Here is a 13660-nt window from a genome sequence, read left to right on the forward strand (position 1 = left end):
ATGGCAGCTTGTGTGACCGTTTATCATCGCGAGGGCTGTCATCTCTGCGATCGCATGTTTGCTGAACTCCGTTCGTTGCAACGCCGGCTGGATTTTCACGTCCAGCCGGTGGATATCGACGAAGATCCCCAATTGAAGGAGCGCTTCAACGTCAAGGTGCCGGTGCTGGCGGTGGAGGACGAGATCCTCTGCTGCCATTTCCTGGATGTGCCGGGGCTGGAGCGGGCCCTGGAGCCCGACTGACCTGTTCCCGGCCGCCCCCTCGCTGTTCCTGCCTGGGCCGAGTCTGTACAATGCGCGCAACCCATCTGGCTGCACCCGCCGCGGGCCCGATATTCCGGGGCACGTGCGGGTGCGCATCATTTTGAGCATCGCCCATGAGCAGTAGTCCCCCGATCGACGACAAACAACAGCGCATACGTAACTTCTCCATCATTGCCCACATCGACCATGGCAAGTCCACCCTGGCCGATCGCTTCATTCAGGAATGTGGCGGGCTCACCCAGCGGGAAATGGCGGAACAGGTTCTGGACTCCATGGACCTGGAGCGGGAACGGGGCATCACCATCAAGGCGCAGAGCGTCTCGCTGTTCTATACCGCCCAGGATGGCCTGGAATACCAGCTCAACTTCATCGACACCCCCGGTCACGTGGACTTCTCCTATGAGGTATCCCGGTCCCTGTATGCCTGCGAGGGGGCCCTGCTGGTGGTGGATGCATCCCAGGGGGTCGAGGCACAGAGCGTGGCCAACTGCTACACCGCGATTGATCAAGAACTGGAAGTGGTGCCAGTGCTCAACAAGATCGACCTGCCCGCCGCCGAGCCCGAACGCGTGGCCCATGAGATCGAGGAGATCATCGGCATCGAGGCACAGAACGCCGTGCGGGTGAGCGCCAAGACCGGCGAGGGTGTTTCCGAGTTGCTGGAAGCCCTGGTGGCCCGGATTCCCCCACCCCAGGGAAGTCCCGATGGCCCCCTCAAGGCCCTGATCATCGATTCCTGGTTTGACAACTACATGGGCGTGGTGGCCCTGGTGCGGGTCAAGCAGGGATGCATTCGGCCCAAACAAAAGATCATGGCCATGTCCACAGGGCGCAATCACCTGGTGGACAAGGTAGGCGTATTCAATCCCAAGCCCACGCCTTGCGACGTACTGGGCGTGGGGCAGGTGGGCTTTGTCATCGCCACCATCAAGGACATCACCGGGGCCAAGGTGGGGGATACCCTGACCAGCGCCGATCATCCCGCCGAATCCCCATTGCCGGGTTTCAAGGAGGTTCAGCCCCGGGTCTTTGCAGGCATCTTCCCGGTCAGCGCCGATGACTTCAATGATTTGCGTGAAGCCCTGGACAAGCTCCGCCTCAACGATGCCTCGTTGCACTATGAGCCGGAGACCTCCCAGGCCCTGGGCTTCGGTTTTCGCTGCGGTTTCCTGGGCATGCTGCACATGGAGATCATCCAGGAAAGGCTGGAGCGGGAGTATGACCTGGACCTGATCACCACCGCGCCCACCGTGATCTACGAGGTGGAGACCACCAGCGGCGAGGTGAAGACCATCCACAATCCCTCGCAGTTGCCGCCGAGCAATGAGTTGGCCGAGATCCGCGAACCCATCATCAGTGCCAACATCCTGCTGCCCCAGGACTATGTGGGCGCAGTGATCACCCTGTGCGTGGAAAAACGGGGTGTGCAGACCCGCATGCAGTATCTGGGCAAGCAGGTCTCGCTGGGCTACGACATGCCCATGTCGGAGGTGGTGCTGGACTTTTTCGACCGCCTCAAGTCCGTCAGCCGCGGCTATGCCTCCTTTGACTATGAGCTCAAGAACTTCGAGGCGGCCCCCCTGGTGAAGGTGGATGTGCTCATCAATGGAGAGCGCGTGGATGCCCTTTCCATCATCACCCACAGGGACCAGGCCCAGACCCGGGGCAGGGACCTGACCGAGCGCATGGCCAAATTGATCCCTCGGCAGATGTTCGAGGTGGCCATCCAGGCTGCCATCGGCTCCAAGATCATCGCCCGGTCCTCCGTGAAGGCCCTGCGCAAGAACGTGACCGCCAAATGTTATGGCGGCGACGCCAGCCGAAAGCGCAAGCTGCTGGAAAAGCAGAAGGCGGGTAAAAAGCGCATGAAGAACATCGGCCGCGTCGAAGTACCCCAGGAGGCCTTCCTGGCGGTGCTTCAAGTGGACAACAAGGACTGATCGGAGACAGGGAACATGACATTCGACCTGGAATTGATCCTGGTACTGGGCACTCTGGTCACCGGTCTTGTGTGGCTGGCAGATGTGATCTGGTGGCGCAAGTCACGCATGGCTGCAGTGCAGGAAGCAAACCCCGGGCAGGACAAACGGGTGGCCAAGGTCGCGGCCAAGGCTCAGGAGCCCTGGTATGTGGACTATGCCAAGGCGTTCCTGCCGGTACTGCTCATCGTGCTGGTGCTGCGCTCCTTCGTGGCGGAACCCTTTCGCATTCCCTCCGGCTCCATGATGCCCACCCTGCTGGTGGGTGATTTCATCCTGGTCAGTAAATCCAGCTATGGCATCCGCTTGCCGGTGGTTCGCACCCGAATCATCAATACCGGCCAGCCACAACGTGGCGATGTAGCGGTTTTTCGATACCCGGCCAATCCCCGTGAGGACTACATCAAGCGCATTGTGGGTGTGCCGGGGGATCGTGTGGGTTTCCACGGCAAGCGTCTGTACATCAATGGGGAACCCGTGCCTCAGGAAGTGCTGGGCATTTACGAGGGGCAGGGTTCGGGCGCCGTCATGACCGGAGCCCGGTTGATGGAAGAGCGTATCAACGGGGTTTCCCATCAGGTGCTGGCATGGCCGGATCGGCAGTCCGCTGAAGGTGAAGTGGTGGTTCCTGAAGGTCACTATTTTGCCCTGGGCGACAATCGTGACAACAGCAATGACAGCCGCTTCTGGGGGTTTGTGCCAGAGGAAAACCTGGTGGGTCGGGCCCTGTTCATCTGGATGCACTGGGACCATGGTGCCCGTGAGATGGATTTCAGCCGACTGGGTACGCGTATCCAGTAGGGCGACCGCCGGCGCTGGCTGTGGCGCCGGTGAGTCGCGTCAGGGGTTATACTGAACCCCGACTATTGGCGTCTATTGGGGGCTCAGAACATGAAAAACTTGCATTCGCAATCCGGCGCCGGGTTCATCCCGCTGCTGTTGATCATCGGCATCCTCGTGATGCTGGGCACCGTGGGCCTGCGTTTGTTCCCCGTCTATACGGAGTACTGGAACGTGACGTCCATCGTCAAGGATGTGGCCAGCGAACCGGGTGCCGCCGACAAGAATGCCCGTCAGTTGTGGACCGACGTGAACCGCCGCTTCCAGATCAACTCGGTGGAAAACGTACAACGTGATCATGTCACTGTGGAACAGCAGGGAGGCGGACAGGTCCTGCGGGTACAGTACGAGGTTCGCACCCCCATGATCGCCAATGTGGATGCGGTGGTGAACTTCGATCGGTCGTTTCCGCTGGCGGATTGAGCATGGCACGTACTGGTCTCATGGCGCTCCTGCCGGCATCGGTCCCGGATTCGGATGCGTTACGTCAGGCGCTCACCCACCGCAGCGCGGGTCAATGTCATAACGAGCGTCTGGAATATCTGGGTGACAGTGTGCTCAATTTCATCATTGCCGACCGCCTCTACCAGGTGCGTCCCGAGGCGCCCGAAGGGGAACTCAGCCGCCTCAGGGCCGCTCTGGTGAACAAGGACAGCCTGGCGGTCATCGCCCGGGACCAGGGCATGGGAGAACTGCTCAGCCTGGGCGAGGGCGAGCGCAAGAGCGGCGGCCATCGCCGCGATTCCATCCTGGCCGATGCCCTGGAAGCGGTGATCGGTGCGGTGTACGTGCTCACGGATTTTGAAACCACGCGGGACTTCGTGCTCAAGCTCTATGCATCGCGCTTTGCCAGCCTGCCCAGTGCCGAATCCCTCAAGGACCCCAAAACCCGCCTGCAGGAGTGGTTGCAGCGCAGAAACCTGGACATTCCCGACTACGAGATCCTGGAAGTGTCGGGCAAACCTCATGATCAGCATTTCAAGGCAGCCTGCCATATCCCGGCTCGGGATTTATCGGTGAAGGGCGAGGGCAGCAGTCGTCGCCGCGCCGAGCAGGCCGCCGCCGTCAAGGCCATGGAAGCACTCCAGGCCGTGGAGAAGAACACTTGATTGAACATTCCGATCCTGGCTCCCTGGGCCGGGGTGATGACCTGCCGTCCACCCGTTGTGGTTATGTGGCCATTATCGGGCGTCCGAACGTGGGCAAGTCCACCTTGCTCAACCACCTGGTGGGGGAGAAGATCGCGGCCGCCAGCCGCAAGGCCCAGACCACGCGGCACCGCATTCGCGGACTGATCACCCACGGCCCGGATCAGTTGGTGCTGGTGGATACACCGGGGGTGGATCCCTCCACACCCAAGTTGTTGGGCAAGGTACTCAACCGCACCGCCCAGGCGGCCGTGGATGATGTGGATGCCGTGGTCCTGGTGGTGGAGGCGGGTCGCTGGGAACCTGCTGACGAGGCCCTGGCCCAGCGCCTGGAGAACAGCAACCGCCCTGTGGTGCTGGTGATCAACAAGGTGGACCGGCTCAAGGACAAGTCAGCCCTGTTGCCTTATATCGATCAGGTGCGTGGCCGGTTGCCCTTTCACGAGGTGGTGCCCCTGTCGGCCCTCAAGGGCAAGAACGTGGAGCCGCTGGTGGACACCCTGATGCAGCTCCTGCCCCCAGGCCCCCACCTGTTCCCCGACGACGAAATCACCGACCGTAGCCAGCGGTTCCGCGTGACGGAGGTGATCCGCGAGCAACTCCTGGAGCGCCTGGGCCAGGAAGTGCCCTACGCCACCTCGGTGGAGGTGGAGCAATGGGAAGACTCCGGCACCGCACTGCATATCGGCGCAGTGATCTGGGTGGAGCGCGAGGGTCAGAAGGCCATTGTCGTGGGCAAGGGAGGCCGCATGATCAAGGGCGTGGGCAGCGGCGCCCGGTTGGAACTGGAACAGATGCTTGAACGCAAGGTGATGCTCAAGCTCTGGGTGAAACTGCGGGACGGCTGGCAGGATGATCTGGATGGTATCCGCCGCATGGGGATCGATGTGGAGTCGTGAGCACTGTCTCGCGCAGCATCGGCTATGTGCTGCATGCCCGCCCTTACCGTGAAACCAGCCAGCTGCTGGAGCTGTTCACCGTATCCGAGGGGCGCATGGCCGCCGTGCTGCGCGGTGCCCGTAACCGGGGCCGTCATGCCGCCCAGCCGTTTCGCCGGATGGAACTGGCCTGGTCCGGACGTGGCCAGGTACAGACCCTCACCCAGTGCGATGAGATCGGGGCAATGCGGCTCAAGGGAGATCGCGCCATTTGCGGCCTGTACGTCAACGAACTGGCCATGAAGCTGTTGCCCCGACAGATCCAGGCTCCCGACCTGTTTGAGGCTTATGAGCAGGTGCTGTGCCAGTTGGCAGATGCCGGCATTCCCGTGGAGAGACCGCTGCGCCAGTACGAACTGGCCCTGTTGAAATGGCTGGGGGAAGGCCTGGAATTCCTGTCCAGCGACGACCTGGAGCCCGGCGCTCATTATGTGCTGGAACCTCAGCAAACGCCGCGCCGTGCCGGTGCAGGCGAGATGGATTCACCCCACTGCATCACCGGGCGGGCACTGACCGCCCTGTTGTGCGGTCAACTGGAAGACCGCGAAGACCGGCGTCAGGCAAGGCGGGTGCTGCGTCTGCTGCTGGATCACCATCTGGATGGTAAGCCCCTCGTTTCACGTCAACTCATCGCCCGCGGGCGATCGGATGCCACATCATGAGCTTTGTCTTTCCCCGTTTACGCCTAGGTGTGAACATCGATCATCTGGCCACCATCCGGCAGGTACGTCACACCACCTATCCTGATCTGGAAGAAGCCGTACGCCGTATCGAGGCCGCAGGCGCCGATATCATCACCCTGCACCTGCGTGAGGACAGGCGCCATATTCAGGACGCCGATGTGCATGGCCTGCGCCATACCATCCAGAGCGGCATGAATCTGGAAATGGCTCCCACCGCCGAGATGCATGCCATTGCCCTGGAGGTGAAGCCCGAGGCCTGTTGTCTGGTGCCTGAGCGCCGTGAGGAGCTCACCACCGAGGGTGGGCTGGACGTTCTGGGTCATGAGGATCGCCTGGCCGACTATTGTGCCGGACTGGTGGAGGCCGGCATCAAGGTCTCCCTGTTCGTGGAGCCGGATCCCGAGCACCTGGATGCCGCCCGGCGCATCGGCGCGCCCGTGGTGGAATTGCACACGGGCGCTTATGCCAACGCCGGGAGCCCTGAGGAGCGTCAGGCGCTGCTGGAACAGATCCGTCGGGCGGCGCGCCACGGCCACGAACTGGGGCTGGTGGTCAGTGCCGGTCACGGCCTGGACTACGATAACGTGGGAGCCATTGCCGCGATTCCTGAATTTTATGAGTTGAACATCGGCCACGCCATCGTGGCGCGGGCCCTGTTCTGTGGCGTGCAGGACGCGGTGGCACAGATGCGCGCCGCCATGGATGCCGCCCGCTGATGCGCGTGATCGGGATCGGTACGGATATCGTTGCCGTGCACCGTATCGAGGCCTCGTTGACCCGCCATGGCGAGGGTTTTGCCCAACGTATCCTGCATCCTGACGAGTGGGATGGGTTTCGCGACAGTCCCGCACCGGCGGCATTCCTGGCAAAACGCTTCGCGGCCAAGGAGGCGGTGGCCAAGGCCCTGGGCGTGGGCATCGGGGCCAGGATGTCCCTTCAGGATGCCTGCGTCGACCACGACCCCCATGGACGCCCCGTGCTGCGCCTGGATGGAAGGGGACAGGAAACGGCACAGGTCCTGGGGGTCAAGGAGACGCAGATCAGCCTCTCCGATGAGCGCGAATACGCCCTGGCCTTCGTGGTCATGTCAGGTTGATCACGTTGTCCCAAAGCGATAGCAGGGCCTCCACCTCTCCCAGCAGGGTTTGACGCATTCCGGGTATGGACACCTCGTCATTCTCGCGCAGGGCCTTCTCCAGAGCCGTGCTGGCCGCCTCCAGGCGGGGGGTTGCGCAGTAGCGCGAGGCCCCCTTGAGCTGGTGCGCCAGTTTAAGCAGCGCCGGGCGCTTCATCCCGGCATCGCACAATTCCTGTCGGGCCCTTGTCAGATCCCGGATCAAGAGTTGTCGCAGTTCCCTCGCCAGGTCCGGGGAATCGCCGGCCATTCTCAGGGCGCGCTCCGGATCGTGAAGAGGGCCCCCGGGCGGTGGTTGGAACGAGCCTGCGGCGGGGGCGGCGCTGACCGGGGCCTGCTCATTGGAGGCCTTTTTCACGCAGTCCAGCAGATCGTTCTGGGACACGGGCTTGGTCAGGATGCGGTCAAACCCCAGCTCCAGCAGCTCCCGATGAAACTCGGGGCGGGCATCTGCAGTCACGGCAATGATCCTGGCGCCTGGGTCCTCCCGCCGGATGAGCCGAAGCGCTCCGGGGCCGTCCAGCACTGGCATGTGTACATCCATGAATACGATATCGCAGCGGCGGGCCCGGTAGGATTCCGCGGCCTGGCGGCCGTTGGCGGCTTCATCCACCAGACCGCCCATGCCGCTGACGAACTCGGTGAGCAGACGGCGATTGATGGCATTGTCATCGGCGATGAGAACGCGCTTGCCACTGATGGACCGGGGCCCTGGATGTGCCAGTCGGGGCCTCTCGGTCACGGGGTGCTGCCCGGATTCAGTACCCTGTCTGAGCAGATACTCTCTCAGCATGCTTTCGGACAACTGCGGCGCGACCAGCAGAGCCCCGCGCCGACGCCATTCGGCGGTGAGATCGTCCGGGAGCGCAGAGAACGCGACCAGGATCACCTGTTCCGCCTGCCGGGGGGGCTGTCGGAGGAGCCGCAGGGTCTCGGCGCCCGGACGGCGTAACCATAGCAAGCCCCGATGCCTGTGCGATGCACTCAGCGCATCCAGAAAGCCCTGCATGCTATCCATTGGCCACGCCTGCAGCCCCTGCTGGCGCGCGCAGGCCAGCGCCAGGTCACGGGCTTCGGCGTCATCCGCGTGGATCACCAGGGCATCGAGCACCGGTGGGGCGGGTTTGGCGGCCGCCTCGACGGTATCCATGGGCACCTGCAGGCGGAAGGTGGCGCCTTCGCCCGGACGACTGTCCACCGAGATCTGGCCTCCAAGCACCTTGACCAGGCCTCGCGTGATGCCAAGCCCCAGGCCTGACCCCAACCGTTGAATCTCATCGGGCTGAACCTGGTAAAAGGGCTCGAAGATGCGCTCCAGGTGGGCTTCCTCGATCCCGGGCCCGAAGTCCTGAACCTCCATCTCCAGAACAGTGCCCTGAGCAGCCTCACGGGCCCGCACCCGCAGGATGACATGGCCGTTGAGCGTGAACTTGACCGCATTGCTGAGCACGTTGGTCAGTAACTGCTTCACCCGTAGCGGATCGCTGACCAACTGCTCCGGGGTGCCTGGTTCCATCAGCAGGGCAATATTGACGGTCCTTTCCGGAACGGCCTTGTCGCAAACGCTGATCACTTCGCCCAGCAGTTGCTGCAGGCTGAAGGCCGTACGGTTGATGTAGACGTTGCCGGACTCGATGCGGGAAATATCCAGCAGGTCGCTGACCAGTTTCAGGGTGTCCTGGCTGGATTCATCGATGATATTGACCCAGGAGCGTTCCTGGTCATCCAGGGTGCCACGCTGGATCAACAACTCCGCGTAGCCCTGAACTGCGGTGAGGGGAGTACGCAGTTCGTGGCTGATGCTGGCCAGAAACTCGGATTTGCGCCGATTGGCCTCATCTGCCTCACCACGGGCCCGGGTCAGGGCCTGGTTCTTCTCGTCGATCTCACGGAGTTTTTCCTGCAGGCGCTGCGTGGCTTCCTGAATACGCTCGGTCATGGACTGCTGGGAACGCTCGATGCTCTCCGCCATGCTGTTGATGCCCACCTGCAGCACGCCGATTTCACCATCCACCCGGGCACGACTTCGGGCCGTGAGGTCTCCCTGGTCGATGTACTTCACTGTGGCAGCAATCTTCTCCAACGGTACGGACAAGCGCATGCTCCAGCGGCTCACCAGCACCCAGGTGATCGTCAACAAGAGCATGACGAGCATCAGGCTTTGCAGCATGGACTGGGTCTGACGCAACGAGGTGGGGATGTTGGTCAGGTTGAGTGAGACCGTGCCGATGAGGCGGGGGTCGCCATTGCCTGGGGCTGTGGCGGCATCGGGCAAGGGCAGGTCGAACTCGTCCAGGGCAGTGAGACGGATCTCCTCCTGAAAACGTTTGACCTCCTCGCCAAACAGGTGTGACGCCATCCAGGCTAAGGGGGAGTGGGCATCACTACCCTCCAGCTGCTGTTCGTGGTGGTAAACCTGATGCCCCTGGTGATCCGTGATGGTGACCTCCAGCACATCGGGCTGCATGCGTGCCTTGGCGGTCACCGCCTCCAGATAGTTCTTGTTGCCGGAGATCACCCCATACTCAGCCGCCGGCGCCAGGAACGCCGCCAACATCTCGCCGCGCATCAACAACTGTTCATCCAGCTCACGGACCTTGATGTCCGTCCAGTAGAGAGTCAGCGCCAGCGCCACCGCGAGGCTGGGTAGCAGTGACAGGGTGAGGATGCGATGGCGTATGCGACCTTGCATCAGGGCTCTTCCACCGTGATGCGCAGGGAACGGGCCACCTGGTGATTGATGGAGACCTGATGGACTTGAGTATGGCGGCGTACCGCCACCCAACCGTCGGGGCCATTCAGGGACTGGATGAACTGGCCGGCCTCGCGGCCCAGGGCCTGTGGCGGACTGTGGATGGACATCAGGGCTCCCGCCCGGTGAAGGGCCTCGGAATGACCAATCAGCGGCGTCCCCTGCCGATACGTGGTCATCATGATACTGACGATGGTGCGGGGGTTGTAGATGCGCCGGTCGGGGACGGTGATGATGGCATCCGCTTCCCTTGATGCCCGGATGAAGGTAGGGATCAGGTCATCCTCCTCGGCAGCGAACCGCAACAGGGACTGGGGATCGTCCTTTTCACGAAGGCTGGTGTTGTCCAGGTTGGTTCCAAACCCTGGGCTCTGGACGATGGCGAAGCGGTGCAGGACAGGTACATGCCGGCGTACGATCTCCATCCGGCGTTCCAGCGGGATATCCATGAAAATGGCCGCAAAACGCGGATCATCGTCGCGACTGCCCATGACTCGCTCATAACTGATGGTGGGCACGGTGATGCTGAGCACCCGTGCCTTTCGCGTTTGCGATTGCGCGGATTCAGCTGCCCGTGTTCCGGACGTGATGATCAGGCAATTGTGGCAATCGGCACTCTGGATCCACAGCGCGGCATCCGGCGATTCCATTGCGGTGAAAACGGGTTCCTTGTCTCTTGGCAGGGTGCGAGCAAGGCCCTGGAAAACCTCCTGATGCAAGGGACTGTCTGCACTTGCCAGGAAGATGATGCGCTGGAAGTGCGTGGCCGTCGGTGCTGCGCCATCCAGGCCCTGAGCAAGCGCGGTCTGGCCCATCCCCAAACCCATCCATATCGCCATGCCCAGGCACAACCGGGCCAATGAGGCATTCAGCCAGAAGCGCCCGCTCGCCCAGGAACGCCTGCCGACGCCCCTGAGGGTATGGGTGTTGAAAGGGGAGAACCGTTCCATGGGCAGTCTCAGAATTCCGCGCTCAGGGTGAACCAGGCCCCCGTCTTGCGAGGGTTGGCACGCCAGTTCGAATCGGGCGAACGGGTGTCGTAGCCACCGGCCAGCAGGTCGGTGATGGAAAGTGAGGCTTCCAGCCGAGGGGAGAGCTGGTGAGTCAGATGAAGGTCCAGGAAACCGTCCCCCGCGTCCACGGGGCGACTGCCGGGATCATCGATCCACCGTATATCGCCGTAGTGGTAGTAGCTGGTCATGATGCGCCAGTCATCACTGGGGCGCAGGATCACGCCCAGGTTCACCACATGGGAGGGTACCGAATCCGCCTGGGTCTGGCCGTGACCGTCACTGCGTGCCTGCATCAGGCTCAGCCCGCCCGTGAGGCGCAGGCGCCGATGGGGGCGGTAGCCCAGCTCGCCCTCCACGCCACTGATGCGCAGGTTGCCCTCGTTCCTGATGACGCCGGGTGGTTGAGCATTGATGATGGCCTCGTAGGGCATCTGGATGATCTGCTCAATGATGTTGTGAAAACCCTTGAGATCGACTGTGCCACGACCCTGGTCGTACTGCCCATGGTAACCCAGCTCGTAGGAGCGGATGACTTCTGCGTGCAGGTCGTCCTCGGTGGTGAGCAGGAAGATATCCGTGCCGGGTATTCGACCCCTGGCATACGCTTCCACCAGGCTGGGCGTGCGGGTGGCCCGGGAGACGACGGCGCGGATGCTGTGCGTATCCGTGGGCATGAAAGTGATGCCTGCCCGTGGAAGGAATTCATCGCCGACCAGATCGTTATGTTCATACATACCCCCAAGATGAACCATCCAATGGGCATTGGGCGACCATTCCAGATGGCCGAACAGTCGATACAGTTCATTGTTCACCCAGTTGCCGTGGTCGTAGTAGAACTCGGATCGTGACTGATCACGCCGAACCCCAGCACCCACCACCCAACGCGAATCCTGACCCACAACGCGATGCCGTTCCAGCTCGATGTCATGACGCCGGGATACCGTCACGGCAGGGTCGTCGGGAGTATTGGCAAAGAAGGCGCGCCCATCGTTTTGCTGGAAAAAGTACTGGATGACATGGCTGGTGCCCATATCACTGTGTTCTTCCAGCCTGAGCTGCAGATGACCTGAGTCGAGGGTGTCGTTGCGAAACGGCGGATGCACGTCATGAGTGCTCCCTGGGCGCCGCTCTGCCTGGAATAGACCCGCGTGAGTGGTCAGCATCCATCCGTGCGATAACAGCCAGTCTGCACGAAATCTCAGGGTATTGAGCGTGGGTTCGTCATGAGCAGAAGTCAGTCCATCATCGTGTTTCTGGCTGAGGCTCACTCGGTAGGCCAGGGCGGCCTCCTCATCACTGCCGCCCAGTCGGTACCTGAGGTCACGGATGCCTCTCGAACCCAGCCGTGTGTGGATCTGCTGGCCTTGAGTATCGGCGGAGTGTCGTGTGAGCACGTTGATGATGGCGGAAAAGGCGTTGGAACCGTAGGCGGCTGCATTGGGGCCGCGGATGATCTCGATGCGTTCAATATCGTCCGGATGCAAGTCCAGGTCTGACCGTTGGGCCCCTCCTGTGGTGGGGCTGTAAATGGAGCGCCCGTCAATGAGTACCTGCATCTGTCGCGTGAACCGTTGCCCCAGTCCCTGATAGGCCACCATGGGATGATTCCCGTTATGCTGGCCAACGATCATGCCCGGCACCAGCCGAAGCAGATCCGTCAGATCCCTCGCCTGGCTGGCCTCCAGCCACTCCCGGTCGACGACCGTGATGGATGCTGGTGCCTCAAGCAGGGGCTGCTCCAGGCGCGTGGCCGTGAGGGCTACCGGCATATCCATGAAGAAATCCTGTTCTGTGGGAGACCATTCGCCGGCCCAGGCGGGCAGGCCAAAGGGCAGGAGCAGGGTTGTGCCCATGAGCCATGGAAGGGTCCTGCCAGCAGTGCGGTGGCATGCCTTTGACGGATGATGGTGGCGAGACATGGTCTTTGGTGTTTGCCCGGAACCCGGGTGGGCGGGCATTGAGGTGAGTTTCAGTGTCATGGAGCCACCTGGATACGTAATGACCGGGCTACATACGGGTTGATTGCCACTTCGTGTCGTTCCGTGTGGCGTCGCTGGGCGCTCCACTGGGACTGCCCGCTCTCCAGTTGCTTGAGCAGCATGGCGGCTTCCTTTCCAAGTTGCTCTGGAGTGGCGTGAATGGAGATCAGCGCTCCGGCCCGTAGCAGGCTTTCTGAATGCGCAATCAGGGGTGTTCTGTGACGGTAGGTGGTCATCACGATGCTGACGATGGTGCGCGGGTTGTAGACGCGTCGGTCCGGGACGGTCAGGATGGCATCGGCCTGTTCAGAAGCGTGGGCAAAGGTGCCGATCAGGTCGTTTTCCTGATAACTGATGAAGCGCTGTATTCCGGCGGGTCCACGGCTTTCCAGGCCTGAGCCTGCTTCCACGGGTAGGCGAGGCGCCGGGCCCTCGATCACGGCAATGCGATTGATGCTGGGGATCCTTTCCCGGGTGATCGCCAAGCGACGCTCCATGGGAATGTCCATGAAGATGGCGGCCAGGCGCTCCGTGTCTCCATGGGTGTGGATGGCCAGGTCAAAGGCCTGGCGGGGGAGGGTGATACTCAGGATGCGGGCTTTGCTGAGGGCGGGCAGGGCCCGGTTGAGCGAGCGGGTTCCGGAAGTGATCACCAGGCAGCGGTCGCAGTCCCAGGTGGACAACCAGGCGCCCGCGTCGGGCTGATCCAGAGCCGCGTAGACCAGCTGTTGTTGAGGAATGTCACGGAGTTGTTCAAAGACGCTTTGATGAGGGTGGCTGTCTTCACTGGCCAGAAAGAGGATGCGCTCCCAATCGGGACCATCACCGGCGACACCGGGCACCGGTAATGACGGGCCGGCGAGCAGCAGGGCCAGCGCCAGGATGAACCGGTGGGGACGTGCAATCCTTGTCATGGGTGGGGCGTTCCT

At 62.2% G+C, this 13660-nt stretch carries 13 protein-coding genes; 9 read left to right on the forward strand and 4 right to left on the reverse strand.

Translation table 11 applies throughout. The features are described from left to right. The 9 genes from ECTHA_RS0100310 to acpS all read left to right on the forward strand — a co-directional run bounded on the left by ECTHA_RS0100310 (window position 1) and on the right by acpS (window position 6948). The gene (locus ECTHA_RS0100310) at window positions 1-243 is read left to right on the forward strand and encodes a glutaredoxin family protein (RefSeq protein ID WP_025281051.1); all 243 of its coding nucleotides are present in this window, start codon (window positions 1-3) and stop codon (window positions 241-243) included. A gap of 134 nt (window positions 244-377) precedes the next feature. Continuing rightward, window positions 378-2204 carry a translation elongation factor 4 gene (lepA, locus tag ECTHA_RS0100315; RefSeq protein ID WP_029762302.1) on the forward strand — a complete coding sequence of 609 codons (1827 nt, stop codon included), beginning with the start codon at window positions 378-380 and terminating at the stop codon, window positions 2202-2204. A 15-nt stretch (window positions 2205-2219) separates the two neighbouring features. Then, the gene (gene lepB / locus ECTHA_RS0100320; RefSeq protein WP_025281053.1) at window positions 2220-3044 is read left to right on the forward strand and encodes a signal peptidase I; all 825 of its coding nucleotides are present in this window, start codon (window positions 2220-2222) and stop codon (window positions 3042-3044) included. A 90-nt stretch (window positions 3045-3134) separates the two neighbouring features. Continuing rightward, window positions 3135-3506, forward strand: a complete 372-nt coding sequence (locus ECTHA_RS0100325) for a DUF4845 domain-containing protein (protein ID WP_025281054.1) — start codon at window positions 3135-3137, stop codon at window positions 3504-3506. A gap of 2 nt (window positions 3507-3508) precedes the next feature. Further along, entirely contained in the window at window positions 3509-4192 is a 684-nt protein-coding gene (gene rnc / locus ECTHA_RS0100330) for a ribonuclease III (RefSeq protein ID WP_025281055.1), read from the forward strand. Further along, the gene (gene era / locus ECTHA_RS0100335; RefSeq protein ID WP_419397959.1) at window positions 4192-5130 is read left to right on the forward strand and encodes a GTPase Era; all 939 of its coding nucleotides are present in this window, start codon (window positions 4192-4194) and stop codon (window positions 5128-5130) included. Before rnc ends, era begins: the two co-directional genes overlap by 1 nt. Further along, complete coding sequence (gene recO, locus ECTHA_RS0100340) at window positions 5127-5831, forward strand: DNA repair protein RecO (protein ID WP_025281057.1); 705 nt, start codon at window positions 5127-5129, stop codon at window positions 5829-5831. The genes era and recO overlap by 4 nt, the downstream gene beginning before the upstream one ends. After that, the gene (locus ECTHA_RS0100345; protein ID WP_025281058.1) at window positions 5828-6568 is read left to right on the forward strand and encodes a pyridoxine 5'-phosphate synthase; all 741 of its coding nucleotides are present in this window, start codon (window positions 5828-5830) and stop codon (window positions 6566-6568) included. The genes recO and ECTHA_RS0100345 overlap by 4 nt, the downstream gene beginning before the upstream one ends. After that, window positions 6568-6948, forward strand: a complete 381-nt coding sequence (gene acpS / locus ECTHA_RS0100350) for a holo-ACP synthase (RefSeq protein ID WP_025281059.1) — start codon at window positions 6568-6570, stop codon at window positions 6946-6948. Before ECTHA_RS0100345 ends, acpS begins: the two co-directional genes overlap by 1 nt. Here the strand turns inward: acpS and ECTHA_RS0100355 are convergent. From ECTHA_RS0100355 to ECTHA_RS0100370, 4 genes are all read right to left on the reverse strand, one after another. Next, on the reverse strand, window positions 6935-9679 hold the full coding sequence (locus tag ECTHA_RS0100355) for an ATP-binding protein (RefSeq protein WP_025281060.1): 2745 nt from the start codon (window positions 9677-9679) through the stop codon (window positions 6935-6937). The two genes, acpS and ECTHA_RS0100355, sit on opposite strands and share 14 nt — an antisense overlap. Beyond that, window positions 9679-10689, reverse strand: coding sequence for an ABC transporter substrate-binding protein (locus tag ECTHA_RS0100360; RefSeq protein WP_025281061.1), 1011 nt, complete (start codon window positions 10687-10689; stop codon window positions 9679-9681). Before ECTHA_RS0100360 ends, ECTHA_RS0100355 begins: the two co-directional genes overlap by 1 nt. 8 nt (window positions 10690-10697) lie before the next feature. Then, complete coding sequence (locus tag ECTHA_RS0100365; protein ID WP_025281062.1) at window positions 10698-12605, reverse strand: TonB-dependent receptor plug domain-containing protein; 1908 nt, start codon at window positions 12603-12605, stop codon at window positions 10698-10700. Between the two features lie 122 nt (window positions 12606-12727). Beyond that, entirely contained in the window at window positions 12728-13645 is a 918-nt protein-coding gene (locus ECTHA_RS0100370) for an ABC transporter substrate binding protein (RefSeq protein WP_025281063.1), read from the reverse strand. Window positions 13646-13660 lie beyond the last annotated feature (15 nt).

The organism is Ectothiorhodospira haloalkaliphila ATCC 51935, from assembly GCF_000633935.1.
GTDB lineage: Bacteria > Pseudomonadota > Gammaproteobacteria > Ectothiorhodospirales > Ectothiorhodospiraceae > Ectothiorhodospira > Ectothiorhodospira haloalkaliphila.